24 protein-coding genes are annotated in these 24598 nt (G+C 63.9%); 18 read left to right on the plus strand and 6 right to left on the minus strand.

Annotation, left to right across the window (positions count from 1 at the left end; translation table 11 throughout):
- Both moaA and ACCD07_RS22775 read right to left on the minus strand, forming a co-directional pair.
- Window positions 1-1107, minus strand: coding sequence for a GTP 3',8-cyclase MoaA (gene moaA / locus ACCD07_RS22770; RefSeq protein WP_176654159.1), 1107 nt, complete (start codon window positions 1105-1107; stop codon window positions 1-3).
- Window positions 1108-1267: 160 nt separating this feature from the next.
- Window positions 1268-4327: an Rne/Rng family ribonuclease gene (locus tag ACCD07_RS22775; protein ID WP_413448650.1), complete on the minus strand. Its 3060-nt coding sequence runs from the start codon at window positions 4325-4327 to the stop codon at window positions 1268-1270.
- A gap of 705 nt (window positions 4328-5032) precedes the next feature.
- Between ACCD07_RS22775 and ACCD07_RS22780 the strand changes: the two genes are divergently transcribed.
- The 4 genes from ACCD07_RS22780 to ACCD07_RS22795 are packed head-to-tail and all read left to right on the plus strand — an operon-like array spanning window position 5033 to window position 8163.
- The gene (locus ACCD07_RS22780; RefSeq protein ID WP_176654161.1) at window positions 5033-6031 is read left to right on the plus strand and encodes an RluA family pseudouridine synthase; all 999 of its coding nucleotides are present in this window, start codon (window positions 5033-5035) and stop codon (window positions 6029-6031) included.
- 45 nt (window positions 6032-6076) lie between these two features.
- A complete protein-coding gene (locus ACCD07_RS22785) occupies window positions 6077-6736 on the plus strand; it encodes an HAD-IIIA family hydrolase (protein WP_176654162.1) in 660 nt (219 codons plus the stop codon).
- A complete protein-coding gene (locus tag ACCD07_RS22790; protein WP_413448661.1) occupies window positions 6736-7107 on the plus strand; it encodes a Rieske (2Fe-2S) protein in 372 nt (123 codons plus the stop codon). The genes ACCD07_RS22785 and ACCD07_RS22790 overlap by 1 nt, the downstream gene beginning before the upstream one ends.
- Before the next feature lie 18 nt (window positions 7108-7125).
- Window positions 7126-8163: a S49 family peptidase gene (locus ACCD07_RS22795; RefSeq protein ID WP_218087934.1), complete on the plus strand. Its 1038-nt coding sequence runs from the start codon at window positions 7126-7128 to the stop codon at window positions 8161-8163.
- 178 nt (window positions 8164-8341) lie between these two features.
- Here the strand turns inward: ACCD07_RS22795 and ACCD07_RS22800 are convergent, their stop codons facing one another.
- Window positions 8342-8644 (minus strand): hypothetical protein, encoded by a 303-nt coding sequence (locus ACCD07_RS22800; protein WP_413448651.1) that lies wholly within the window; start codon window positions 8642-8644, stop codon window positions 8342-8344.
- A 179-nt stretch (window positions 8645-8823) separates the two neighbouring features.
- Here ACCD07_RS22800 and ACCD07_RS22805 point away from each other — a divergent pair, with 179 nt between their 5' ends.
- The 10 genes from ACCD07_RS22805 (at window position 8824) to motD (ending at window position 19663) form a co-directional block, all read left to right on the plus strand.
- The gene (locus ACCD07_RS22805) at window positions 8824-9540 is read left to right on the plus strand and encodes a pseudouridine synthase (protein ID WP_176654164.1); all 717 of its coding nucleotides are present in this window, start codon (window positions 8824-8826) and stop codon (window positions 9538-9540) included.
- The gene (locus tag ACCD07_RS22810) at window positions 9537-10523 is read left to right on the plus strand and encodes a fumarylacetoacetate hydrolase family protein (RefSeq protein WP_353403228.1); all 987 of its coding nucleotides are present in this window, start codon (window positions 9537-9539) and stop codon (window positions 10521-10523) included. Before ACCD07_RS22805 ends, ACCD07_RS22810 begins: the two co-directional genes overlap by 4 nt.
- Before the next feature lie 100 nt (window positions 10524-10623).
- Window positions 10624-11814, plus strand: coding sequence for a flagellar biosynthesis protein FlhB (gene flhB / locus ACCD07_RS22815; RefSeq protein ID WP_176654166.1), 1191 nt, complete (start codon window positions 10624-10626; stop codon window positions 11812-11814).
- Entirely contained in the window at window positions 11811-13931 is a 2121-nt protein-coding gene (gene flhA, locus ACCD07_RS22820; protein ID WP_353403227.1) for a flagellar biosynthesis protein FlhA, read from the plus strand. Before flhB ends, flhA begins: the two co-directional genes overlap by 4 nt.
- A 49-nt stretch (window positions 13932-13980) precedes the next feature.
- Window positions 13981-14940 carry an Rpn family recombination-promoting nuclease/putative transposase gene (locus ACCD07_RS22825; RefSeq protein ID WP_413448652.1) on the plus strand — a complete coding sequence of 320 codons (960 nt, stop codon included), beginning with the start codon at window positions 13981-13983 and terminating at the stop codon, window positions 14938-14940.
- Window positions 14941-15089: 149 nt separating this feature from the next.
- Window positions 15090-16577 (plus strand): flagellar biosynthesis protein FlhF, encoded by a 1488-nt coding sequence (gene flhF, locus ACCD07_RS22830; RefSeq protein WP_176654168.1) that lies wholly within the window; start codon window positions 15090-15092, stop codon window positions 16575-16577.
- Complete coding sequence (locus ACCD07_RS22835) at window positions 16570-17367, plus strand: MinD/ParA family protein (protein WP_176654169.1); 798 nt, start codon at window positions 16570-16572, stop codon at window positions 17365-17367. Before flhF ends, ACCD07_RS22835 begins: the two co-directional genes overlap by 8 nt.
- 61 nt (window positions 17368-17428) lie before the next feature.
- Window positions 17429-18160 (plus strand): RNA polymerase sigma factor FliA, encoded by a 732-nt coding sequence (locus ACCD07_RS22840; protein ID WP_176654170.1) that lies wholly within the window; start codon window positions 17429-17431, stop codon window positions 18158-18160.
- The gene (locus ACCD07_RS22845) at window positions 18142-18888 is read left to right on the plus strand and encodes a flagellar motor protein (RefSeq protein ID WP_176654171.1); all 747 of its coding nucleotides are present in this window, start codon (window positions 18142-18144) and stop codon (window positions 18886-18888) included. The genes ACCD07_RS22840 and ACCD07_RS22845 overlap by 19 nt, the downstream gene beginning before the upstream one ends.
- A gap of 1 nt (window position 18889) precedes the next feature.
- Window positions 18890-19663: a flagellar motor protein MotD gene (gene motD, locus ACCD07_RS22850; RefSeq protein WP_176654172.1), complete on the plus strand. Its 774-nt coding sequence runs from the start codon at window positions 18890-18892 to the stop codon at window positions 19661-19663.
- 14 nt (window positions 19664-19677) lie between these two features.
- Here the strand turns inward: motD and ACCD07_RS22855 are convergent, their stop codons facing one another.
- From ACCD07_RS22855 to flgA, 3 genes are all read right to left on the minus strand, one after another.
- Window positions 19678-20154, minus strand: a complete 477-nt coding sequence (locus ACCD07_RS22855; protein ID WP_176654173.1) for a flagella synthesis protein FlgN — start codon at window positions 20152-20154, stop codon at window positions 19678-19680.
- Window positions 20155-20161: 7 nt separating this feature from the next.
- Entirely contained in the window at window positions 20162-20476 is a 315-nt protein-coding gene (gene flgM / locus ACCD07_RS22860; protein WP_176654174.1) for a flagellar biosynthesis anti-sigma factor FlgM, read from the minus strand.
- 108 nt (window positions 20477-20584) lie between these two features.
- Entirely contained in the window at window positions 20585-21280 is a 696-nt protein-coding gene (flgA, locus tag ACCD07_RS22865) for a flagellar basal body P-ring formation chaperone FlgA (RefSeq protein ID WP_176654175.1), read from the minus strand.
- Between the two features lie 158 nt (window positions 21281-21438).
- Between flgA and flgB the strand changes: the two genes are divergently transcribed.
- The 4 genes from flgB to ACCD07_RS22885 are packed head-to-tail and all read left to right on the plus strand — an operon-like array spanning window position 21439 to window position 24581.
- Window positions 21439-21864 (plus strand): flagellar basal body rod protein FlgB, encoded by a 426-nt coding sequence (flgB, locus tag ACCD07_RS22870; protein ID WP_353403222.1) that lies wholly within the window; start codon window positions 21439-21441, stop codon window positions 21862-21864.
- Window positions 21865-21866: 2 nt separating this feature from the next.
- Window positions 21867-22277: a flagellar basal body rod protein FlgC gene (gene flgC / locus ACCD07_RS22875; RefSeq protein ID WP_176654177.1), complete on the plus strand. Its 411-nt coding sequence runs from the start codon at window positions 21867-21869 to the stop codon at window positions 22275-22277.
- 13 nt (window positions 22278-22290) lie between these two features.
- Complete coding sequence (locus ACCD07_RS22880; RefSeq protein WP_413448653.1) at window positions 22291-22995, plus strand: flagellar hook assembly protein FlgD; 705 nt, start codon at window positions 22291-22293, stop codon at window positions 22993-22995.
- Window positions 22996-23024: 29 nt separating this feature from the next.
- Window positions 23025-24581 (plus strand): flagellar hook protein FlgE, encoded by a 1557-nt coding sequence (locus ACCD07_RS22885; protein ID WP_353403221.1) that lies wholly within the window; start codon window positions 23025-23027, stop codon window positions 24579-24581.
- Window positions 24582-24598: the final 17 nt, after the last annotated feature.

Below are 24598 nucleotides of genomic sequence, written 5' to 3' on the forward strand. Positions count from 1 at the left end.
CTATCCCCCGATGTAAGACATTTCCACTTTGTTGGCGCGCTGCAGGCCGTCCGTCTGGCTGGTGCGTAGTTCCGAATAGCGGTCGCCGCGCGCGCGCCACAGCTGGGCGACGACGCTGGCGATTTCCTCGTCGCTGCGGCCGTCGCGCAGCAGTGCGCGCAGATCGTGGCCGCTGGTGGCGAACAGGCAGGTGTACAGCTTGCCCTCGGTCGACAGGCGCGCGCGGCTGCAGTCGCTGCAAAACGCCTGGGATACGCTGGAAATCAGGCCGATCTCTCCGCTGCCATCCGCGTAGCGCCAGCGCGCGGCGGTTTCGCCGGTGTAGTTGGCGGCCACCGGCTCCAGCGGCATTTCGGCCTGGATGCGGCGCACCACCTCGGCCGACGGGATCACCTCGTCCATCTTCCAGCCGTTGGAGGCGCCGACGTCCATGTATTCGATGAAGCGCAGGATGTAGGGCGTGTTCCTGAAATGGCGCGCCATCGGCAGGATTTCCTGGTCGTTCATGCCGCCCTTGACCACCATGTTGATCTTGATCGGACCCAGGCCCACCTGGTGCGCCACGTCTATGCCGTTGAGCACATCGTCGACCGCGAAGTCGACGTCGTTCATGCGCTGGAAGGTGGCGTTGTCGAGCGCGTCGAGCGAGACGGTGATGCGCTGCAGGCCGGCGTCCTTCAGCGACTGCGCCTTGCGCGCCAGCAGCGAGGCGTTGGTGGTCAAGGTCAGGTCCAGCGGCTTGCCGTGGACGGTCTTCAGCTCGGCCAGCATGGCCACCAGCTTTTCGATGTTCTTGCGCAGCAGCGGCTCGCCGCCGGTCAGGCGGATTTTTTCGACGCCGTGGGCGATGAAGGTTTTCGCCAGCCGGGTGATTTCCTCGAACGACAGCAGCGAGGTATGCGGCAGGTATTGATAGTCGTTGTCGAACACCGCCTTGGGCATGCAGTACACGCAGCGGAAGTTGCAGCGGTCGGTGACCGAGATGCGCAGGTCGTGCAGCGGACGGGCCAGTTGATCGCTCAGCAGGCCGGTCGGCGCTTCCAGGATCGCGGGGATGGCCGGCGCAGCATGCGGCTGCCTGACTATCGGGATGATTTTTTCTGCCATGAGTGATGCAATCTTGCTTTTTTTAAAATCGACGCGGCGGATGGTTATGCGCCCAGACAGCTACGATACCACGAGCGGCATACGAACATTGGCACAGCGAAAAAGCAGAAGGAAAAAAAGGGAAGCATCAAGCTTCCCTTTTTTGTTTTACCGGACCGGATTATCGGCGGGTATCGACTTGCACCAGCGGCTCGTCATTTTGCGGCGGCAGCGGCTTGCGCTCGCGTGGCACGCGGGCTGGGGCGACTGCCTTGGCGGCGGCTTCCTGCGCGGCGCGCAGCTTGGCTGGATCGGTGGCTGCCAGCGTCAGGCCGGCGGAGCCGAGCACTGCCTGCAGGTCGATCGGTGCCGATGGCGCCACCGGTGCCGGTGCAGGCGCTGGAGCGACAGCTACCGGAGCCACTGCTGGCTGGGCAACTACCGGCGCAGGTGCCGGAGCAGCGACCACCGGCGCGGCTTCCACCACGACCGGAGCGGCTACCTCGGCAACCACTGCCGGCGCTTCGACGACTGGCGCTACAACTGGTGCTGGTGCCGGTGCCGGTGCGGCAGGTGCCTCGACTTCGGCGGCAACCGGTTCGACCAGTGGCACGGCTTCGACGACCGGCGATGCCGGTGCAGCTTCAACGGCTGGCTTTTCAGCGAACGCGTATTCAGCGACTGGTGCAGGTTCCGGTTCCGCCACGGCGGCAACGACAGGCTCGGCGGCTGGTGCTGCCGGCGCTTCCGCGACTACCGGTGTGGCAGGCGCAACTGGCGCAGCGGCTGCCACTGGCGCCTCCACTGCCGGCGCTGCGGCTGCTTCGACTGGTGCGGCAACGTCGCTGGCAACGGCTGCCTCGGCGGCTGTGGCGGTGAAGCTCATGGCGATCTGCTCGCCTGGCTCACCGGCTTCACCGGCCGCTGCGGACTCCTGGCCTTCAACGCCTTCAGCACCTTCGCGGTCGCGGCGATTGCGGTTGCGGCCGCCACGACGACGACGACGACGCGGTTCTTCGCCATCGGCCGCTTCGTTCTCTTCACCTTCCGGGCCGGTCACCGGCGCGGTTTTCAGGATGCTGGTGGCGGCGTCGGTCACCGGACCGGTCGACGGCACGCCGGCATTCAATGCCAGCTCTTCAACCTTGGCTTCGACCGGAGCCTTGTCGGCACGCGGTTCGCGCGGTGGGCGCGGCGTACGTTCCGGGCGTTCCGGACGTTCTGCGCGTTCGCGTGGCGCCTGGCCTTCCGCGGCCTGGTTTTCACGCGGTTCGCGCGGCTCGCGTGGCGGACGCGGCGGGCGTGCCGGACGGCCGTTGGCGTCGACTGCCTTCGCTTCGTCGGCTGCCGGACGGGCCGGGGCCGCGCCTGGTTCGCGCTCTTCGCGCTCGCCGCGGCCGGCACCCTTGCCGTTACGGTTGCGGCCGCGTGGGCCACGTGCGTTGCGGTCGCCGCGGTCGCCCGACGGCGCCTTGACCACGATGGTCGGCTGCTGCGGCAGCGCAGGGGTTTCCGGCTTGCCGGTGAAGAAACTGATCAGCTTGGCAAAGAAACCTTGCTCGGCCGGTGCCGGCACCGGGGCCGGGGCTGGCTTGATGACGGTTTCGCTCGGCTTGCGCTCGACCAGCGGTGCAGGCTGGTCCGGGGTGATGGTCTTGACCATGGCTTCCTGGCGCGGCTTGGCTTCTTCCTTCTGGCGCTTGCTGTAGGCCATGTCGGTTTCGGCTTGCTCGGCCAGCGAGTAGCTCGCCTGGCTGTCTTCCAGGCGCGGATCGTCGTGCTTGATGCGTTCCAGCTTGTAGTGCGGCGTGTCCAGATGCTTGTTCGGGATCAGGATCACGGAAATGCGGTGACGGTTTTCGATCTTCAGCACTTCGCCGCGTTTTTCGTTCAGCAGGAAGGCTGCCACGTCCACGGGAACCTGCACGTGGATGGTGGCCGAGTTTTCCTTCATCGCCTCTTCCTGGATGATGCGCAGCACCTGCAGGGCGGACGATTCGGTGTCGCGGATGTGGCCGGTGCCGGAGCAGCGCGGGCAGGTCACGTGCGAACCTTCGGACAACGACGGACGCAGGCGCTGGCGCGACAGTTCCATCAGGCCGAAGCGGGAAATCTTGCCCATCTGGACGCGGGCGCGGTCGTGGTGCAGCGCGTCTTTCAGGCGCTGTTCGACTTCGCGCTGGTTCTTGGCCACTTCCATGTCGATGAAGTCGATCACGATCAGGCCGCCCAGGTCGCGCAGGCGCAGCTGGCGGGCCACTTCTTCGGCCGCTTCGCAGTTGGTGTTGAAGGCGGTGGTCTCGATGTCCGAACCGCGGGTGGCGCGGGCCGAGTTGACGTCGACCGAGACCAGCGCTTCGGTGTGGTCGATGACGATGGCGCCGCCCGATGGCAGCGGCACGGTGCGCGAGTACGCGGTTTCGATCTGGTGCTCGATCTGGAAGCGGGAGAACAGCGGCACGTCGTCGCTGTAGCGCTTCACGCGGTGCACCATGTCCGGCATCACGTGGCTCATGAACTGGTGAGCCTGTTCGTAGATGTCGTCGGTGTCGATCAGGATTTCGCCGATGTCCGGCTGGAAGTAGTCGCGGATGGCGCGGATCACCAGCGACGATTCCTGGTAGATCAGGAACGCGCCGGATGCCGACTTGCCGGCGCCTTCGATCGCGCGCCACAGTTGCATCAGGTAGTTCAAGTCCCACTGCAGCTCGTCGACGTTGCGGCCGATGCCGGCGGTGCGGGCGATGACCGACATGCCTGGCGGCAAGTCCAGCTTGTCCATGGTTTCGCGCAATTCCTGGCGCTCTTCACCTTCGACCCGGCGGGAAACACCACCACCGCGCGGGTTGTTCGGCATCAGCACCAGGTAGCGGCCGGCCAGCGAGACGAAGGAGGTCAGGGCGGCGCCCTTGTTGCCGCGCTCTTCCTTTTCGACCTGGACCATGATTTCCTGGCCTTCGCGCAGCGCTTCCTTGACCGAGGCGTTACGGACATCGACACCTTCGCGGAAGTAAGTGCGTGCTACTTCCTTGAATGGCAGGAAACCGTGGCGATCTTCGCCGTAGCTGACGAAGCAAGCTTCCAGCGACGGTTCGATGCGGGTGATCACGCCTTTGTAGATGTTGGACTTGCGCTGTTCGCGTCCGGCGGTTTCGATGTCGATATCGATCAGTTTCTGACCGTCGACGATCGCTACGCGCAGTTCTTCTTGCTGCGTAGCATTAAACAACATGCGTTTCATTTTTATTGACTCCGCGACCCGTAGGTCATCTCTGTGCCGCCCGGCTGGTTGGGCCGGGGCAGCGTGGTACAGGGATATACGCGAGAATCAGGTGATTGCGGTGGGTATGCCCATCCTGTGCGGCGCAGAAACGCGGACGTATCATCCGCGTTGCGGCCGCAACTGGGCGCATGAGGTCGATCGACATGCCGCTGTGCTCGCATCACCTGCAACTCATCCATGCGGCCCGTGGGGGCGGCAGAGAAATGCGGGCGGTGAACAGCGTCGTTGAGAGCCAAATCCTGGCCAAGCCTACGTACTACAAGTATCGCAACTTCGCGAAGTAACAATGCATCAGGCTTGTTTCAGCCTTCCATCGAGCTTGCAGCAAAGCATGGGGTCTGGCGAAAACGGCAAGCGTTATCAACTTCATCTACCGGCCAGCTTGGCTCTTGACCAAGCTGGCCGGACTTTATCCTTACAATCCAATCAATCCGATTCAGCATCCTTGCCGGCATCCGATTACAACAACGGTGCAACCTTGATTCCGGCAGGGGTGGTGCGTATACATTTTTTCCTCTGAATTTGCAATTTGGCGAGGCCAGTGGAGACGCCCCTGTGTAAAATGTGCTTTTATTCTTACACCTTGCCGCAGATTGAACCGCAGCGAAACAATTATATATTCAAAATGAAGGACTTAGAGAGATTTCTGGGAAGACAGAGCAAATGAAGCAACAAAATGATGTTAACCCACCTTCAACACCGCAGGATCGCCTGCCGATTCCGCTGCAAGCACAATTCGTCACAATTACTGAAGAAGAAGCCGGTCAGCGCATCGATAACTATCTGTTGCGCGTTTGCAAAGGCGTGCCGAAAAGCCACGTCTACCGCATCCTGCGTTCGGGAGAGGTGCGTGTTAACAAAGGGCGCATCGATCAATTGTACCGATTGGTACAGGGTGATATCGTCCGTATTCCGCCGGTCCGCATCGCGGAAAAGGCCGACACCACCCATGTGCCGGCCGCCGAATTCAAGGTCATTTTCGAGGATGCCCACCTGCTGGTGATCGACAAGCCGGCCGGCGTGGCCGTGCACGGCGGTTCCGGCGTGTCGTTCGGCGTGATCGAGCAGTTGCGCGCCTCGCGTCCGGACGCCAAGTTCCTGGAACTGGTGCACCGGCTGGACCGCGACACCTCCGGTTTGCTGTTGCTGGCGAAGAAACGTTCGGCGCTGACCAGCCTGCACGAGCAGATGCGCGACGGCCATACCGACAAGCGCTACCTGACGATGGTGGCGGGCGACTGGAAAAACGCGCGCCAGCACATCAAGTTGCCGCTGCACAAGTACACCACCGCCGACGGCGAACGCCGCGTCGCGGTGCAGGCCGAGGGCATGCCCTCGCACACGGTGTTCACGCTGTTGAAGAAATTCAAGGATTTCGCGCTGCTGGAAGCCGAGCTGAAGACCGGACGCACCCACCAGATCCGCGTGCACCTGTCATCTTCCGGCTTCGCCATCGTAGGTGACGATAAATACGGCGATTTTGCCCTGAACCGCGCCTTGCTGAAGGCCGACGCCACACGCGGCGCGCTCAAGCGGATGTTCCTGCATGCGCACCAGATCACGTTCACCCATCCGGATTCCGGAAAAATCATGACGTTGAACGCGCCATTGGCCGCCGAATGCGAGCGATTCTTGGTAAGCTTGGGAAAACCTCTTAACTAATCGCAAATATTATGAAGGAGCCGGCCTGCGTCGCGGCCGGAACACATGGCAAGAAAGCAATTTGATCTAATCGTCTTCGATTGGGATGGTACGTTGATGGATTCCACCTCAACGATCGTCAAATGCATACAGGCGGCGGCGCGCGACCTGTCCCTGCCGATACCGCGCGACGATGTTGCGGCCCACGTGATCGGCCTCGGCCTGCATGAGGCCATGCAGGCGGTGCTGCCGGAAGTCGATCCGTCCTACTATCCGCGGATGGTGGAGCGGTATCGCTATCACTTCCTGTCGCGCGACCATGAATTGACGCTGTTCCCCGGCGTGATGGACATGCTGACGGAGCTGTCGCAGAACGGCTATTTCCTGGCCGTGGCGACCGGCAAGAGCCGCGTAGGCCTCAACCGCGCCATGAACGACGTCAAGGTGCTGTCGATGTTTGACGCCACCCGTTGTGCGGACGAAACCTTCTCCAAGCCGCACCCGGCCATGCTGCAGGAGCTGACGCGGGAGTTGGGTCAGGATATGCGCCGTACGGTGATGATCGGCGATACTTCGCATGATTTGCTGATGGCTAACAACGCCGGCGCGGCTGCCGTGGCGGTGCAGTACGGCGCCCATCCGGTCGACCAGCTGGCCGCCTGCAATCCGCTGTATTCGGCCGCCACGGTGGCGGAGTTGCATCGTTGGCTGAGCGAGTACGCGTGATGGCGGACGAGCAGATCCTGGTCTGCGCCTCCGACGCCGTGCAGGAAGGCGGCAGGGGAGTGCGCTTTGCGCTGACCGCCGGCGGCGAGGATGCCACCGGTTTCGTGGTGCGCTACGGTGGCAAGGCTTACGCCTATCTGAACCGCTGCGCCCACGTGCCGATTGAACTGGACTGGGCCGAAGGCGAGTTCTTCGAGTCCAGCAAGCTGTACATCATGTGCTCGACGCACGGCGCGATCTATGTGCCGGAAAGCGGCTTGTGCGCCGGCGGCCCCTGCCGGGGCGGGCGCCTGCGTCCGATCGGCGTGGTCGAGCGCGAGCAGCAGATCTACTGGCAACCGGACGACTATGTGCGCCCCGTGCGCGCCTGAACATACTAAAAGACGACTATGAGCGATAACATCAGCGAAAACGGCGACAACGGCATTGGCGGCGAAAAAAGCGCCCCCTCCGCAACCCCGCTCCCGGCCAAGCCGCAGGTGACGGCCTCCAACTGGGAGCGCGAAGTGCTGGAAAAGCTGGTATTCGCCACGCTGAAGGAGCAGAAGGCGGCGCGCCGCTGGGGCATCTTCTTCAAGGCGGTCACCCTGCTGGTGATCGTGGTCGCCCTGAGCGCTTACCTGGACATCAGCTGGACCGGCTCGGACGGCGAAACGCTGGGCCGCCATACGGCGCTGATCGAAATCGAGGGCGCCATCGAGTCCGAGGGCAGCGGCGCGGCGTCGGTGGTGATCCCGGCGCTGAACAAGGCGTTTTCCGACAGCGGCTCGGTGGCCGTGGTGATGCATATTAATAGTCCCGGCGGCAGCCCCGTCCAGGCCGGCATGATCGTCGATGAAATGGTGCGCCTGCGCAAGGGCTATCCGGCCAAGCCGCTGTACGTGGTGGTCGACGAGATCTGCGCGTCCGGCTGCTATTACATCGCCGCCGGCGCCGACCGCATCTACGTCAACAAGGCCAGCATCATCGGCTCGATCGGCGTGCTGATGGACGGCTTCGGCTTCACCGGCATCATGGAAAAAGTCGGCGTCGAGCGCCGCCTGCTGACGGCCGGCGAGAACAAGGGCTTCATGGACCCGTTCAGCCCGCTGACCGAAAAAAACAAGCAATACGCGCAGACCATGCTCAACGAGATCCACCAGCAATTCATCCAGGTGGTGCGCAGCGGCCGCGGCAAGCGCCTGAAGGAAACGCCGGAAATGTTCTCCGGCCTGTTCTGGACCGGCGCCCGCAGCATCGATATGGGCCTGGCCGACGCCTTCGGCACCGTCGACAGCGTGGCGCGCGACGTCGTCAAGGCCGAGGACATCATTGACTATACCCAGCATGAAGGCTTGCCTGAGCGCGTGCTGAAGAAATTTGGCGCAGCAATGGGCGCCGGCGCGGTGAAGGCGGCGGTGGATAACGTCAGGCCCAGTCTGCGTTGAGTCGCGACTAACAAGACTGGCCTGCCGATTAACATTATCAATCCAGCCTTTTTTCGGCTTGCATATCCGATTTGGTGAACTATAGTGGTTTTGTAGTTCTTTCCAAGGGGGCCGATATAAACAGTTTATCTTGTTGTCAGCACGAACTTGATTCAGTTTGATGGAACTACTGGCCGCATCACGAATGCGGAGTAGAGAGAATTTCGATTCCTCGTAAAGAGTCCTGTAATGGGGCTGAGAACAGCGGCGCAATGCCGCTGTTTTCAATTGGCGCGTCGGTTTGCGGCTCGGGCTGGCCGAAACCGCCGGCATCGAGCCAGGCCAAAAAGTGCGCCTGCCGGGTCGCGTGCCAGATGGCCAGCGCGGTGGCCGGCCCCTCGTCGGGTGCGGTGCCGCAGCGGCAGCGCACCAACAGCAGACCGGTTCTGTGCGTGGCGGCCTGTTCTTGCGCCGCCGGGCTCACGGTGAGGGAGGTAGTCATGGTATGTCCTGCTGAGTAATTCCTAGTTCATTAGGCCGATTCCTAATGTAGTTTCATACTATCAATACAATTTGCCGTGACACTTGATATGTATCAATGAAGCTTCATGCCCGGCACCGCTTTCCGGCCCACTTCCGCGCGGCTTCCCGCTGATAGTCGCATCCTGTAAAATCCGGACCATGAGTAAACTATCCCTAGACCGCATCTTGCAATCGCAAGGTTACGGCACCCGCAAGTATTGCCGCTCCCTCATCGAGGATGGCGAAGTCAGCATCGCCGGCGTCGTGCACGACAATTACAAGGAAGCCGTCGAGACCGACGGCCTGGTACTGACCATCTTCGACGAGGAATGGGTTTACCGCGAACACCTGTACATCGCGCTGAACAAACCCGCCAATTTCGAATGCTCGCGCAAGCCCAGCCACCATCCGGGCGTGCTGACCCTGCTGCCCGAGCAATTCAGCTGGCGCGAAGTGCAGCCGGTCGGCCGGCTCGACCACGACACCACCGGCATGCTGCTGATGTCCGACGACGGTCCGTTCATCCATGCGCAATCGTCGCCGAAGCGCCACGTGCCGAAGATCTACCAGGCTACGACGCAGGAAGCGGTGACCGACGAGCTGGTCGCGCAGCTGCTGGCCGGCGTGCAGCTGCACGATGAACCGGCGCCGCTGGCCGCGCAAACCTGCGTCAAGCGCGGCGAGCACCAGCTGGAAATCGTGCTGGAGCAGGGCAAATACCACCAGGTCAAGCGCATGCTGGCGGCCGCCGGCAACCATTGCAGCGCCTTGCACCGCTCCGCCATCGGCACGCTGACCCTGGAATCGCTGGGCATCGCCGAGGGCGAGTGGTGCTACTTGACGCCGGAGCAACTCTCGATGTTGGCCCCCGCATGAAGCTGGCGACCCTGAAGGACGGCACCCGCGACGGCCAGCTGATGGTGGTCTCGCGCGACCTGAAGACTGCGCAGCTGGCCGACGGCGTGGCGCGCACGCTGCAGCGCGCGCTCGATGACTGGACTTTCATCGCGCCGCAGCTGGAAGCGATCTACCTGGACCTGAACCACGGCCGCGGCCGCCGCAGCTTCGACTTCGAGCCGGCCAACTGCATGGCGCCGCTGCCGCGCGCGTTCCAGTGGGCCGACGGTTCGGCCTACGTCAACCACGTCGAGCTGGTGCGCAAGGCGCGTGGCGCCGAGATGCCGGCCTCGTTCTGGGACGATCCGCTGATGTACCAGGGCGGCAGCGACGATTTCCTCGGTCCGACCGACGACATCGCGCTGCTGCGCGAGGAGTGGGGCATCGATTTCGAGGCCGAAGTGGCGGTCGTCACCGACGACGTGCCCATGGGCGCGACGCCCGACCAGGCGCACCAGCGCATCCGCCTGCTGATGCTGGCCAACGACGTGTCGCTGCGCAACCTGATTCCGGACGAGCTGGCCAAGGGCTTCGGCTTCGTGCAGTCCAAGCCGGCCACCAGCTTCTCGCCGGTCGCCGTCACGCCGGACGAGCTGGGCGACGCCTGGAAGGGCGGCAAGGTGCACCTGCCGCTGTTGTCGACCTGGAACGACAAGCTGGTCGGCAAGCCGCATGCGGGCGTCGACATGACGTTCAATTTCCCGCAATTGATCGCCCACCTGGCCAAGTCGCGCAACGTCCGGGCCGGCACCATCGTCGGTTCGGGCACCGTGTCCAACAAGGACGCCAAGCGCGGCTATTCCTGCATCGCCGAGCAGCGCTGCCTGGAAATGATCGCCGGCGGCGAGCCGGTGACGCCGTTCATGGCCTTCGGCGACACCATCCGCATCGAAATGCTGAACGATGGCAAATCCGTGTTTGGCGCCATCGAGCAGACCGTCAAGCTTGCCGTAAGGAATTAACGAGTAGCCACGGAAATACCGGCGTATTCCACCGATGGTCTCTTACTGCCGCGCCCGATAATGTCATGGTCGACATCAACCCACGCAGCAGGCAGATTCCATGGCAGAAGACAGCGACGCAGAAAAGACCGAACCCGCGTCACCGAAGCGCCTCGAGCAGGCGCGTGAGGAAGGCGACGTTCCGCGTTCGCGCGAGGTGGCGACGTTCACCGTGCTGATGGCGGCCGGCGCCGGCCTGTGGATGACCGGCGGCGGGCTGATACGCCAGCTCAACGCCACCCTGGTGTCCGGCCTGTCGCTGAACCAGGAGCAGATTTTCGATTCCGACGTGCTGCTCAACCGCATCCTGGTCGACGTGGTGCAGGTGATGATCGCCTGCCTGCCGCTGGGCATCGCCGTGATGGTCGTCGCGCTGGCGTCGCCGCTGCTGGTGGGCGGCTGGCTGTTCAGCGGCAAGGCCTTCATGCCGAACTTCGGCAAACTCAATCCCGTCAACGGCATCGGCAACATGTTCTCGACCAACGCGCTGGTCGAGCTGTTCAAGGCGCTGGCCAAGGCCATCGTGGTCGGCTTCGTCGCCTGGCTGGTGGTGATGAAGCAGAAGGACGCCGTGATCGGCCTGGCGGTCGAGCCGCTCAAGCTGGGCACCGTGCACGTGCTGGACATGCTGGCGAGCAGCTTCATGTTCATCACCGGCGCGCTGGGCCTGATCGCCGCCATTGACGGCCCTTACCAGATGTGGCACTACGCGAACAAGCTGAAGATGACGCGCCAGGAGCTGATCCAGGAGTCGAAGGAATCGGACGGCAACCCGCAGGTCAAGGCCAAGATCCGCCAGCTGCAGCGCGAGATGGCCAAGCGCCGCATGATGGCCGACGTGCCGACCGCCGACGTGGTGGTGACCAACCCGACCCACTACGCGGTGGCGCTGAAATACAGCGACGGCATGCGCGGCGCGCCGAAAGTGGTGGCCAAGGGCACCGACGAGGTGGCCGCGAAGATCCGCGAGATCGCCAGGGAACACAAGGTGACGATGCTGGAAGCGCCGCCGCTGGCGCGCGCGCTGTTCAAGCACACCGAGATCGGCGACGAGATTCCGGAAGCGCTGTACTCGGCCGTGGCCGAAGTGCTGGCCTATGTGTTCCAGCTGCGCCTGTTCAGCAAGGGCGGCGGCAACCGTCCGGACATACCGAAGAAACTCGACGTGCCGCCGGAGCTCGATCCGCTGGACCCGGCCTTTGTGCCCAAGCATGGCAAAAAACCTGATTTGAATAACGGAGCATCCGCATGAACGCCCTGAGCAACCTGAAACTGCCGCCATGGATGCAAGGCATAGCCAATAGCCGCAACAAGAGCAGCCTGGCCGCGCCTATCCTGATCATCATGCTGCTGGCGATGATGGTGCTGCCGCTGCCGGCGTTCGTGCTCGACATCTTCTTCAGCTTCAACATCGCGCTGGCGGTGATCGTGCTGCTGACCAGCCTGTACACGGTCAAGCCGCTCGATTTCATGGCCTTCCCCACCATCCTGCTGGTGTCGACCATGCTGCGCCTGTCGCTCAACGTGGCGTCCACCCGGGTGGTGCTGACCGAAGGCCACACCGGCGCCGACGCGGCCGGCAAGGTGATCGAGGCCTTCGGCCACTTCCTGATCGGCGGCAACTACACGGTCGGCATCGTGGTCTTCATTATTTTGACGATCATTAACTTCACCGTGGTGACCAAGGGTGCGGGCCGTATCGCCGAGGTGGGCGCGCGCTTCGCCCTGGACGCGATGCCGGGCAAGCAGATGGCGATCGACGCCGACCTGAATGCCGGCCTGATCGGCGAAGCCGACGCCCGCAAGCGCCGCAGCGAAGTGGCGCAGGAGGCGGAATTCTACGGCGCCATGGACGGCGCCAGCAAATATGTGCGCGGCGATGCCGTGGCCGGCATCCTGGTGACGGTGATTAACGTGGTCGGCGGCCTGCTGGTCGGCCTGCTGCAGCACGATCTGACCTTTGCCGACGCGCTGAAGAACTACACGCTGCTGGCCATCGGCGATGGCCTGGTGGCGCAGATCCCGTCGCTGGTGATTTCGACCGCGGCCGGTATCGTGGTGTCGCGCGTGGCCAGCGAGCAGGACATCGGCACCCAGGTGGTGGGGCAGTTGTTCGCCAAGCCGCAGGTGCTGTACATCACCGCCGCCATCATCGGCGGCATGGGCCTGATTCCTGGCATGCCCAACCTGGTGTTCCTGCTGCTGGCCGGCGTGCTGGCCGGTTCCGCCTACCTGATGACGCGCAAGGCCGCCGCCGGCAAGACCGCCGAGGTGGCCGCGGCCGAGGCCGCCGCCGCGCCGGCCGCCGCGCCGGAGCAGGAAGAGGCCAGCTGGCAGGACATCATGCCGGTCGACACCCTCGGCCTGGAAGTGGGCTATCGCCTGATACCGCTGGTGGACAAGACGCAGGGCGGCGAGCTGCTCAAGCGCATCAAGGGCATCCGCAAGAAGTTCGCGCAGGAGGTGGGCTTCCTGGCGCCGCCGGTGCACATCCGCGACAACCTGGAGCTCAAGCCGTCGGCCTACCGCATCACGCTCAAGGGCGTGGAGGTGGGCACCGGCGAGGCCTTCAACGGACAGTTCCTGGCGATCAATCCGGGCATGGCCAGCGGTACCCTGCCAGGCCTGGTGACCAGCGATCCGGCCTTCGGCCTGCCCGCCACCTGGATCGACGCCAATCTGCGCGACCAGGCGCAGGGCATGGGCTACACGGTGGTCGACGCCGGCACCGTGGTGGCGACCCACCTGAACCACCTGATCACCACCCACGCTTCCGAACTGCTGGGCCGCGCAGAAGTGCAGGCGCTGCTGGATCATCTGGGCAAGGACGCGCCCAAGCTGGTGGAAGACCTGGTGCCGAAGATGGTGTCGCTGTCGACCCTGCAGAAGGTGTTGCAAAACCTGCTGGTGGAAGGTGTGCACATCCGCGACATGCGCTCCATCATCGAGACCCTGGCCGAGCATACCGTGCATACGCAGGATCCGAACGACCTGACGGCGCTGGTGCGCATCGCGCTGGGCCGGGCGATCGTGCAGCAGCTGTTCCCGGGCGCCAGCGAGTTGTCGGTGATGACCCTGGATAATCGCCTGGAACGCTTGCTGATGCAGGCGCTGGCGGCCAGCGGTCCGGACGGGGCGGGCATCGAACCCGGCCTGGCCGACACCATCGCGCAGCAGGCGCAGCAGGCCGCCGCGCAGCAGGAAGCGCTGGGCTTGACGCCGGTGCTGCTGGTGCCGGGACCGCTGCGCGCCTTGCTGTCGCGCTTCCTGCGCCGCGCCTTGCCGCAGTTGAAGGTGCTGTCACATGCCGAGATTCCGGAGACCAAGACCATCCGCGTGACGGCGCTGGTGGGCCAGCAGCCGGCATAAGTTTGACGCGGTCGCGGACGCGTCCATGCGGGCAGCCTAGACTGCTCGCATGGACAACGACGACTACGACACGCCGTGGAAGGAAGTGGTTACGCACCACTTTCCGGAATTCATGGCTTTCTATTTTCCTTCGGCGCACGCGGCCATCGAGTGGTCGCGGCCGCACGCCTTTCTCGACCAGGAGTTTGCGGCGCTGACCCGCGATGCCGAGCTGGGCAAGCGCTTGCTCGACAAGCTGGTCAGCGTACATCTGGTCGATGGCGGGCAGCAGTGGGTGCTGGTGCACTTGGAGGTGCAGGGCTGGCATGACCGCGATTTTGCCGAGCGCATATTTGTCTACAATTATCGCGCTTATGATCGCTATCGCCGCGCGGTCGCCAGCCTGGCGTTGTTGACGGATGATAGCAAGCGCTGGCGACCGGATACGTTCGGTTACCGCCTGCTTGGCAGCGAAATGGGGATCAGATTTCCTGTCGTCAAACTGGGGGATTTTTCCGATCGGATCGCTGAGTTGGAGATGCATCCGAATCCCTTTGCACTGGTTACCGTCGCCTATCTGCAAGCGCGGCAGACCCGGAATAGCATCCATCGGCGGCGCATCGCCAAGTGGCGCCTGACCAAGCTTTTGTATCAGCGTGACTGGGGCAAGCAGCGTATTATTAATTTGTACCGAGTGATCGATTGGATCATGCGTTTGCCACAGGGACTTGAAGCACGATTGCGGGAGGGCATCCTGCAAATGGAAAGGAGGAAGACCATGACTTACCTGTCTTCGATAGAGCGCATAGGCATGGAAATTGGCATGAAAAAGGGCATGCAACAAGGACTGGAAGAAGGACGGCAAGAAGGGCGGGCGGAGTTGCTTGCCGAGTTGCTGGCAAGGCGTTTCGGCGAGCTCGGTGGGGATGTGCGGGAGCGGTTGGCTACGGCGACCGCGGAGCAACTGTCCGTCTGGGGCGCGAACTTTGTCGATGCGCGGTCGCTGGCCGACGTTTTTCGGAGCGGCTAGGCCGCCCCGGCCGCAATAGCGAAATGCGGCCCATTTGCCCCCCTGTTCAATGGATCGTTTCCAGAGTGCATCGTCAATAATGGCACTGTCGAGTAAAGGCGTCTCATCCGGAAGACGCGCTGCTCCATCCAGTTCCCTGAGAGACGGCCATGAACGTGAAAAAATTTACCGCACCGACGTCCCGCGAAGCGCTGCGCAAAGTCCGCGAATCGCTCGGCCCCGATGCCGTGATCCTGTCCAACCGCCAGGCCGACGGTGGTGTTGAAATTCTCGCCCTTGCCAACGACGATGCCGCCTCGCTGGCCATGCCGGCGCCCCATACGCCGATGGCCGATCCGGCGCCGTCGCTCGACCTGAATACCGCCGTGCCGCAAGGCCGCGCCGACCAGCGCATCGAGCCGCGCTTTGAGTCACGCATGGAACCGCGCATGGAATCGCGTACAGATTCCCGCTTCGAGCCGCGCATGGAAACCAACTACCCGACGCCGGCGCCAGCCGCCCAGCCATCCCTGCCAGCGCAACCGGTGCGCCGCGTGGTGGCTTCGGCTTCGTCGTTCGCCACCGCCACCAAGGCCGCCGCTGCCGCGCCAGCGCCGGCCAAGGCATCGGTCGACGTCGACCAGATCGCCGCGATGGTGGCCGCCGCCGTCGCCAGCGCCAAGGAAAACGCCGCCGCCGAAATGCACGGCATGATGAGCGAAATCCGCGCCATGCGCGGCATGATGGAAACCCAGTTGGCCGAAATCTCCTGGGGCGCGACGCAGGCGCGTGAACCGCAGAAAGCCGCCGTGCTGCGCGAAATGCTGGCCGCCGGCTTCTCCGCCAGCCTGGCGCGCTACCTGCTCGACAAGATGCCCGCCAACCGCGACGCCGCCGACAGCCTGCGCTGGATCAAGACCGTGTTGACCCGCAACCTGTCGACCATGGCCAACGAAGAAGCGCTGATCGACCAGGGCGGCGTGTTCGCGCTGGTCGGCCCGACCGGCGTCGGCAAGACCACCAGCACCGCCAAGCTGGCCGCGCGCTGCGTGATGCGCCACGGCCCGGACAAGCTGGCCCTGATCACCACCGACGCCTATCGTATCGGCGCCCACGAGCAGCTGCGCATCTACGGCAAGATCCTCGGCGTGATGGTGCACTCGGTGAAGGACGAAGCCGACCTGCGCATCGCGTTGAAGGAACTGAAAAACAAGCACACGGTGCTGATCGACACCGTCGGCGTCAGCCAGCGCGACCAGATGGTCACCGAGCAGGTGTCGATGCTGCAAGGCGCCGGCTCCGACGTCAAGCGCCTGCTGTGCCTGAACGCCACCGCCACCCAGGAAACCCTGAACGAAGTGGTGCGCGCGTATCAGGGCAGCGGCCTGGCCGGTTGCATCATGACCAAGCTCGATGAAGCGGCCGCCATCGGCAACGTGCTGGACGTGGTGATCCGCCAGAAACTGAACCTGTTCTACGTGTCGAACGGCCAGCGCGTGCCGGAAGACCTGCACCTGGCCGATCCGGCCTATCTGATCGACCGCGCTTTCAAGCTGAAGCGCGACGTCGTCAACAGCCAATACCTGGACGCCGAACTGCCGCTGTTGATGAGCAATGCGGGCAATGCCGGCGCGCTGCGCGAGGTGCACCTTGGCTAATTTCGATTTCGACCAGGCGGAGGGACTGCGCCGCATGCTGGCGGGGCCCAAGCCCCGCATCGTCACTTTTTTGTCGGCCACCCCGCAGGATGACAAGGGCGCCATGCTGGTCAACCTGGGCGCCTCGCTGGCCCGCGCCGGCAACGACGTGCTGCTGGTCGACGCCTGCGCCAGCGCCCACGGCGTGGCCTCACGCCTCGGCGTCGACGGCGGCGCCAGCCTGCTCAACGTGGCGCGCCAGGAATGCGGACTGAATCAGGTGATACACCAGGTGCCGCAAGGCTTCGCTGTGGCGTCGATGACACGCGGCCAGCCGCGCTGCGGCCCTGACGAAACCCGCCGCCTGGCCAAGGCTTTCGACGTGCTGGCCAAGCAGACCGGCATCGTCATCGTCGACGGCGAATTCGACGGCGAGGCTTTCCCGGTGCCGGTCATGGCCAGTTCGGAAATCGTGGTCCAGGTATCGAATAGCGCTACCTCGATCAAGGCCGCGTACAGTATGATCAAGCGCCTGAACCAGGAGCTGGGACGCCGTCCATTCGGAATTCTGGTCACCGGGGCTTCCGAATCGGAGGCAAAGGTGGTATACGATAATATGGCACAGGCAGCCAGCCGATACCTCGCCGTGAACCTCGTTTCGATGGGGTCGGTGCCGGCGGATGAATACCTGCAGCGCGCGGCACGCTTGGGGCGTGCGGTGGTCGATGCGTTTCCGCTGGCCGGGGCTTCGGTGGCGTTTCGTCAACTGGCGGGGCGCTTCGCGCTGGCTGGCTCGCCTTCATTCCAATAGAAGGCGTTTCCTTGAGGAGTAACAGCATTATTTTGGCGCTCAATTAACACAAAAACAGCCTATGTACACGGTCAAAGGGAAAGCGGACAAGGATTCTTTGCTGACGGAGCATATGCCGTTGGTCAAGCGCCTGGCCCATCACATGAAGGCGAAACTGCCGCCCAGCGTCGAAGTCGACGATCTGGTGCAAGCCGGAATGATCGGCCTGCTCGACGCCATCAGCCGTTACGAGGAAACCCATGGCGCCCAGTTTGAAACCTACGCCGTGCTGCGCATCCGCGGCGCCATGCTCGACGAACTGCGCAACAGCGACTGGCTGCCGCGCTCCATGCGCCAGAACATGCGCAAGATCGAGACCGCGATGAGCACCCTGCAGCAGCGCCTGGGCCATCCGCCGACCGAGTCGGAAGTGGCCAAGATGCTCAAGCTGTCGCTGGCCGACTACCAGGAAATGCTGTCCGACGGCGGCGGCCACCAGCTGGTGTACTACGAGGATTTCCACGACGACGACGGCAACGACAGCTTCCTCGACCGTTACTGCTCGGATGAAGACAGCGACCCATTGCGCTCGCTGCTGGACGGCGACTTCCGCCAGGCCGTGATCGACGCCATCGACGCGTTGCCGCCGCGCGAGAAGATCCTGATGGGGCTGTACTACGAGGAGGAGCTCAACTTGAAAGAAATCGGCGCCGTGATGGGCGTATCGGAATCGCGCGTGTCGCAGCTGCACACGCAAGCCGTGGCGCGCCTGCGCGCCTCACTCCGGGAGCGGTCTTGGACTGGGCCAGCGTAGCCGGGGTGCTGCTGGCGCTGGCCGGCATCGTCATCGGCCAGTCGCTTGAAGGCGGCAAGCTCTCTTCGCTGCTGCAGCCGGCCGCGTTTGCGATCGTGGTGGTCGGCACCTTCGGCGCCGTGCTGCTGCAGACCCGCTTCCGCACCTTTGTGCGCGGCCTGCAGATGCTGCGGCTGGTGTTCGCGCCGCCGGCCGACACCCGCGCCGTGCTGGCGCGCGACATCAACGCCTGGAACCTGGCCGCGCGCCGCGACGGCCTGCTGTCGCTGGAGCGCTACATGCTCGCCTCCAAGCACCAGTTCAACACCAAGGGCCTGCGCCTGATCGTCGACGGCATCAATCCCGACAAGCTGCGCCAGATCCTCGACACCGAAATCACCGCCTACGAAACCGAGGAAAGACAGGCGGTGCGCATCTGGGAATCGGCGGCCGGCTACTCGCCGACCATCGGCATCCTGGGCGCGGTGCTGGGCCTGATCCACGTGATGGAAAACCTCACCGATCCGAGCAAGCTCGGTTCCGGCATCGCGGTCGCCTTCGTCTCGACGATCTACGGCGTCGGGCTGGCCAACCTGCTGTTCTACCCGATCGCCAACAAGCTCAAGGCCATCGTCACGCAGGAAGTGCACCAGCAGGAAATCGCTGCCGCCGTGTTCTACGACATCGCCACCGGCGACCACACGCGCGTCATCGACGAACGCATCGCCACGCTGCTGCGGGAGCACTGACATGCAGTACCGGCGCGCGCGCAGGAAGTTCGACGACGAACCGGAGAACCATGAGCGATGGCTGATCTCCTACGCCGACTTCATCACGCTGCTGTTCGCGTTCTTCGTCGTCATGTACGCGATTTCCTCCGTCAATATCGGAAAATACAAGGTTTTCTCCGACGCCTTGGGCGATGCCTTCGGCGGCGCTGGCGCGGCACAGCCGATTAACACGCAGATCCAGAACCTGCCGATCCCCAATCCAGGCCTGAAGCGCCGCACCGAGATGCTGCGCAAGGAAAAAGAGCACATGACCAAGCTGGCGCAGGACTTGTTGTCCACGCTGGCGCCGCTGGTCAAGGAGGGCAAGGTGCGCGTGACGCAGAACAGCCGCGGCGTCAGCGTCGAGATCAACGCCTCGGTGCTGTTCGATCCGGGCGACGCGCGCCTGACCAATGAGTCGACCGAAGCGCTGCGCGCCGTCGCCGGCCTGCTGAAAAACGACGAGCACAATGTGCAGGTCGAGGGCCATACCGACAATCAGCCCATCCGCAACGCGCTGTTCCCGTCCAACTGGGAATTGTCGGCGGTGCGCGCCAGCAGCGTGGTGCGGCTGTTCATCGACGCCGGCGTGGCGCCGGAGCGCCTGACCGCGGTCGGCTTCAGTTCGAACGTGCCGGTGGCGTCCAACGACAACGCGATCGGCCGCGCGCGCAACCGCCGCGTGGCGGTGACGATACTGTCGGGACTGCCGGATACGGTAACGGAATTGCCGACGCAGGCGCCGGCGCAATAAGGAAAGTAAGAAGCTTAGCCGGCGAGGAAGCCGCGGCTGCGGGGCAGGGTGGTGGACATGCCGCCGGGGCCGTAGAAATTATTCGCCGCGCCGCCCTGCGGACGCAACGCCTGCAAGGCACCCTGCGTATGGCCCATCTGCTTGTTGATCAACATGCCGTTGATGCGGTTCAGTTCCTTGGCTTCGCGGCTTTGCTCCAGCAGCGTTTTCCACAGCGGGGCCGCTTCGGCGGCATCGGCGCCGCTGGCGGCGATCCACGCATCCATGCCCGATTCCTGTGCCGGGTAGCCGGCCTTGCCCAGGGCGCGGTGGCGCTGGGCGGACAACAAGGTCATCTGCGTGACCAGGGCCGATTTCTTGGTCGTGACGGCCGTCAGGCTGTCGAGGTCCGCCGCCACCAGGTATTGCTGCTCCTGCTTCAGGACGCCCAGCAGGGTCGTCATGATCTGTTGTTCTTCGCGCAGGCTGTTCAGCGGGGTAGCGGTTGACATGATGGTCCTATCGTTTCCTTGAGTGCAGCAGATCCTTGACCGTATCGAGCAAGCCATCCGCCACTTTTTCCGAGTTGACCTGGAACTGGCCATCGGCAATCGCCAGCTTGATGCGTTCGACTTTTTTCGTGTCGAACACCGCGCCGTTGCCGCTGGCAGCACTGGCCGCCAATGCCTGCCCTTGCGGCGACAGGCGCACGCTGTCCGAGGTTGCCGCGGTCGACGGTGCCGCCGCCTTGTCCGCGCCGCGCGCGGTCGAGGTGGAAGCGGGCGTCGACGACGGCAAGCCGGTCGTGCTCTTTAATGTATCGTTAATTTTCACAGCCATATCCTTCTCGGGTAGGAGTACGAAACTCCGGGATCTGAGTATGTAACGGCGGCGTCCCGCAAAACTTTAGCGCCGCCCCTTGCTCCAGACCCCTGGCGCCCGTCAGAACGCCACCTCCACCAGCCCGCCCGCCTTGGCGATCCCGGTGATTTGTTGCCCACCGGAAGTTTTTACCTGTACCACCTGGCCGTCGCCCGCCGTGCTCATGGCGCGCGCCTCGGCCGACACGGAAAAGCCGTTGCCGCTGGACACCAGCCGCACCAGTTGTCCGGACTGCACCACCGGCTTGCTGCGCAGCGTGTCGAGCCGCAGCGGGGTGCCCGGCGGCAGCGAAATATTGGTGCTGCGGCCGATCACCTGCGCCATGTCGGTGGCTATACCTGCAGGCAACATTGTCAAATCACCCTTCAAGGTCACCAGCTGGTTGGCGGCGATGGCCTGGCCCTGGGCCAGCGGCGCGGCGCTGGCGATGTAGTCGCCCACCACGGTGACGTTGGCTTGAATATATACCGTCCAGGCCGCCGGTGTCGCACAGCGCACGCCGACGGTGGTCTTGCCCCAGGCGCGCGCGCCGGGCATGAAGAAAGCTTGCGGATCGGGGCAGGCGGCCAGGTTCATGCGCGGGTCGATGGCGCCCACGGTCACCGTCACCTGGCCGGGCAGGCCGCCGCTCTGCACCTGCAGGAACTGCTCGACGGTGCGCTTGAGCGCGGCCGCGTCCTGATAGGCGGGCTGGGCGTGCGCCGCCACGGTCAGCGTGAGCAGGGCGGCGGTAAGTAAGAGTCGGCTTGATTTCATGGCGTAGGTTTCCCCTTCAATGTTGCCATCATATTCTGGCGGCCTGAACTTGAAGCCTTGAATAGGACCGAAAAGCATGTGCTTATCGCCCGATGGTTACCAGGAAGACCTCCGTATCATCGATCCTGTCATAACAAGTTCGTCCATTGGGGGATGTCATGGTTGGGAAACTCGACGATTACATGCGTTTCAACGAAGCCGCGCTGAGCCTGCGCTCGCAGCGGCAGACCGTGCTTGCCTCGAACATCGCCAACGGCGACACGCCCAACTACAAGGCCCGCGACATCGACTTCACCAGCGCGCTGCAGGCCGCGCTGGACAAGGCCAGCCCGAGCGCCAACGCCACGCTGAAGACCACCGCCGGCAAGCATTTCCCCAACCCCCGGCAAGACGGCACCACGATGGCGGACGGCACGCCGCTGCTGTACCGCGGCGTGGTGCAGGGGGCCGTCGACGGCAACACGGTCGACATGGACGTCGAGCGCAACCAGTTCGCCGATAACGCCGTCCGCTACGAGGCCGGCATCACCGCAATCAACGCCCAGATCAAGACCATGATGGCGGCGATACAGGGAGGTAGCTGATCATGTCGCTGTTTAATATTTTTAATGTTTCCGGCTCGGCCATGAGCGCGCAGGCGCAGCGCCTGAACGTGGTGGCGTCCAACCTGGCCAATGCCGACAGCGCCACCAGCGCCAGCGGCGAGGCCTACCGCGCGCGCCAGGTGGTGTTCGAGGCCACCACGCCGACCGACGGCGGCGCCTCCACCGGCGTGCGGGTCAAGCAGGTGGTCGAGGACCAGTCGCCGATGAAGCAGATGTACGACCCCAAGCATCCGATGGCGGACGACAAGGGCTATGTGACCATGCCCAACGTCAACGTGGTGGACGAGATGGTCAACATGCTGTCGGCCTCGCGCTCCTATCAAACCAACGTCGAGACCATGAACGCGGCCAAGACGCTGTTGCTGAAAACACTGACCATCGGTCAGTCTTAATTAAGAGGTCATCATGAGTTTAATCGGAGGCGTGATCGATACGCCCAAAGCGGCGGCCACCAACAGCGTGCCCACCACCAGCAGCACCGCGACGGACGACGTCGGCGCGGACCAGGACAAGTTCATGAAGCTGCTGGTGACGCAGCTGAAGAACCAGGATCCGCTGAACCCGATGGACAACGCGGCCATGACCAGCCAGCTGGCCCAGCTGTCGACCGTGACCGGCATCAACAAGGTCAACGCCACCTTGGAATCGCTGCGCACCGACCAGGCCAGCGCGCAATCGCTGACCGCGACCAACCTGATCGGCAAGGGCGTGCTGATCGCCGGCAAGGGCATCGAACTGGCCAGCAGCACCGACGACGCCGGCAAGACCACCAGCAGCAGCGTGTTCGGCTTCGACCTGGCCTCGCCCGCCGAAAGCGTCGAGATCGCGATCCAGGACAAGGCCGGCACCACGGTGCGCACGATGACCATGAAGAATGCCGACGTCGGCACCTACCCGATCACCTGGGACGGCACCACCGACGGCAAGACCACCGCGCCGGCCGGCAGCTACACCTTCACCGTCAAGGCCGTCAGCGCCGGCAAGACGCTGACCGACTCGACGCCGCTGCAGCTCGCTGCCGTGGCCAGCGTGTCGACCGGCAGCGGCGGCGTCAAACTGAATACCTCGCTCGGGCAGTACACGATGTCCGAAGTCAAAGAAGTTTTGTAAAGCAGTCACACCTAGCATAGGGGAATACCATGTTCCAACAAGGACTTAGCGGCCTGAACGCAGCATCCAAATCGCTGGACGTCATCGGCAACAACATCGCCAACGCCAGCACCGTTGGTTTCAAGAGTTCGCAGGCGCAGTTCGCCGACCTGTACGCCAATTCGCTGAACGGCGTGTCCGGCAACAACCCGGGTATCGGTGTGACGACGGCCAAGCTGGCCCAGCAGTTCACCCAGGGCAATATCGAAACCAGCAGCAACCCGCTGGACGTGTCGATCAACGGCGGCGGCTTCTTCCGCGAAGTGGTCAACGGCGCGGTGCAGTATTCGCGCAACGGCCAGTTCCATGAAGATAACACCCACACCCTGGTCAACGCCCAGGGCGCCCAGCTGACCGGCTACCTGTCGAACGCGGCCGGCGTGATCCAGCTGGGCGCGCCGGTGCCGCTGACCCTGGACAAGTCCGACCTGACGCCGGTGCAGACCACCGAAGCGAACTTCCAGCTGAATCTGAGCTCGGCCGAGAAAGTGCCGGCCACCATCCCGTTCGATGCCAGCGATCCGACCAGCTACAACAAGCAGACCGTGCTGAACGTGTACGACAGCCTGGGCACGTCGCACATCATGACGACCTACTACGTCAAGACCGACGCCAACACCTGGGACGTCTACGCCGCCGCCGACAACAAGGAAATCGTCTCGGCCGGCGTGGCCGCCGCGATCAACACCGACCAGCCCACGCTCGACGCCCGCGCGCTGTACAACGACGCCGTGCGCGCCACGCCGCCGGATCCGGCCGCCATCGCCGCCGCCGCCGGCGCCTATGCGATCGCCGCCGCAGCAGCGATGACCACCGCAGCCAGCACGCCGCCGGCCGCCGCCTCCCAGGCGCAGCTCGATGCGCTGGCCGCCGCGGCCACCGCGCTCGACCCGACCGGCAGCGGTTCGATCACCGGCATGACGCCCGACGCCATCAACGCCAAGCTGGCCGCCGCCATCACCGTGCCGGCCGTGAAAGCCGGCACGCTGCTGTTCAACAAGAACGGTTCGCTCGATCCGGAAGCGATGGCGCTGGCGACCGTGCCGCAAACGCTGCCGTTCCAGATCCAGCTGCCGATCTTCCCCGACACCGGCGCCCAGCAGCCGATGACGGTCAGCACCACCTTCGACAAGACCACCCAGTACGGCAGCGTCACCAACGACCTGGGCTCGACCCAGAACGGTTACTCGGCCGGTTCCTGGCAGCGCTACGCGATCGACGAGAACGGCGTGATCCTGGGCCAGTACAGCAACGGCAAGTCGCGCCCGATGGGCCAGATCGCGATGGCCAACTTCTCCAGCGTCGACGGCCTGACCCCGCTGGGCAACAACGCCTGGGCGGAAAGCTCGTCCTCGGGTCCTCCAAGCGTGGGCGTGCCGAACGCCGGCTCGATGGGTTCGCTGCGCGCCAGCTCGGTGGAAACCTCGAACGTCGACCTGACGGCCGAACTGGTCAACATGATCACCGCGCAGCGCGTCTACCAGGCCAATGCGCAGACCATCAAGACCGAGGATTCGATCCTGCAGACGCTGGTGAATCTGCGGTAATGCACAGCGTTAATCGG

The organism is Duganella sp. Dugasp56, from assembly GCF_047304105.1.
Taxonomy (GTDB): Bacteria; Pseudomonadota; Gammaproteobacteria; order Burkholderiales; family Burkholderiaceae_D; genus Rugamonas; species Rugamonas hordei.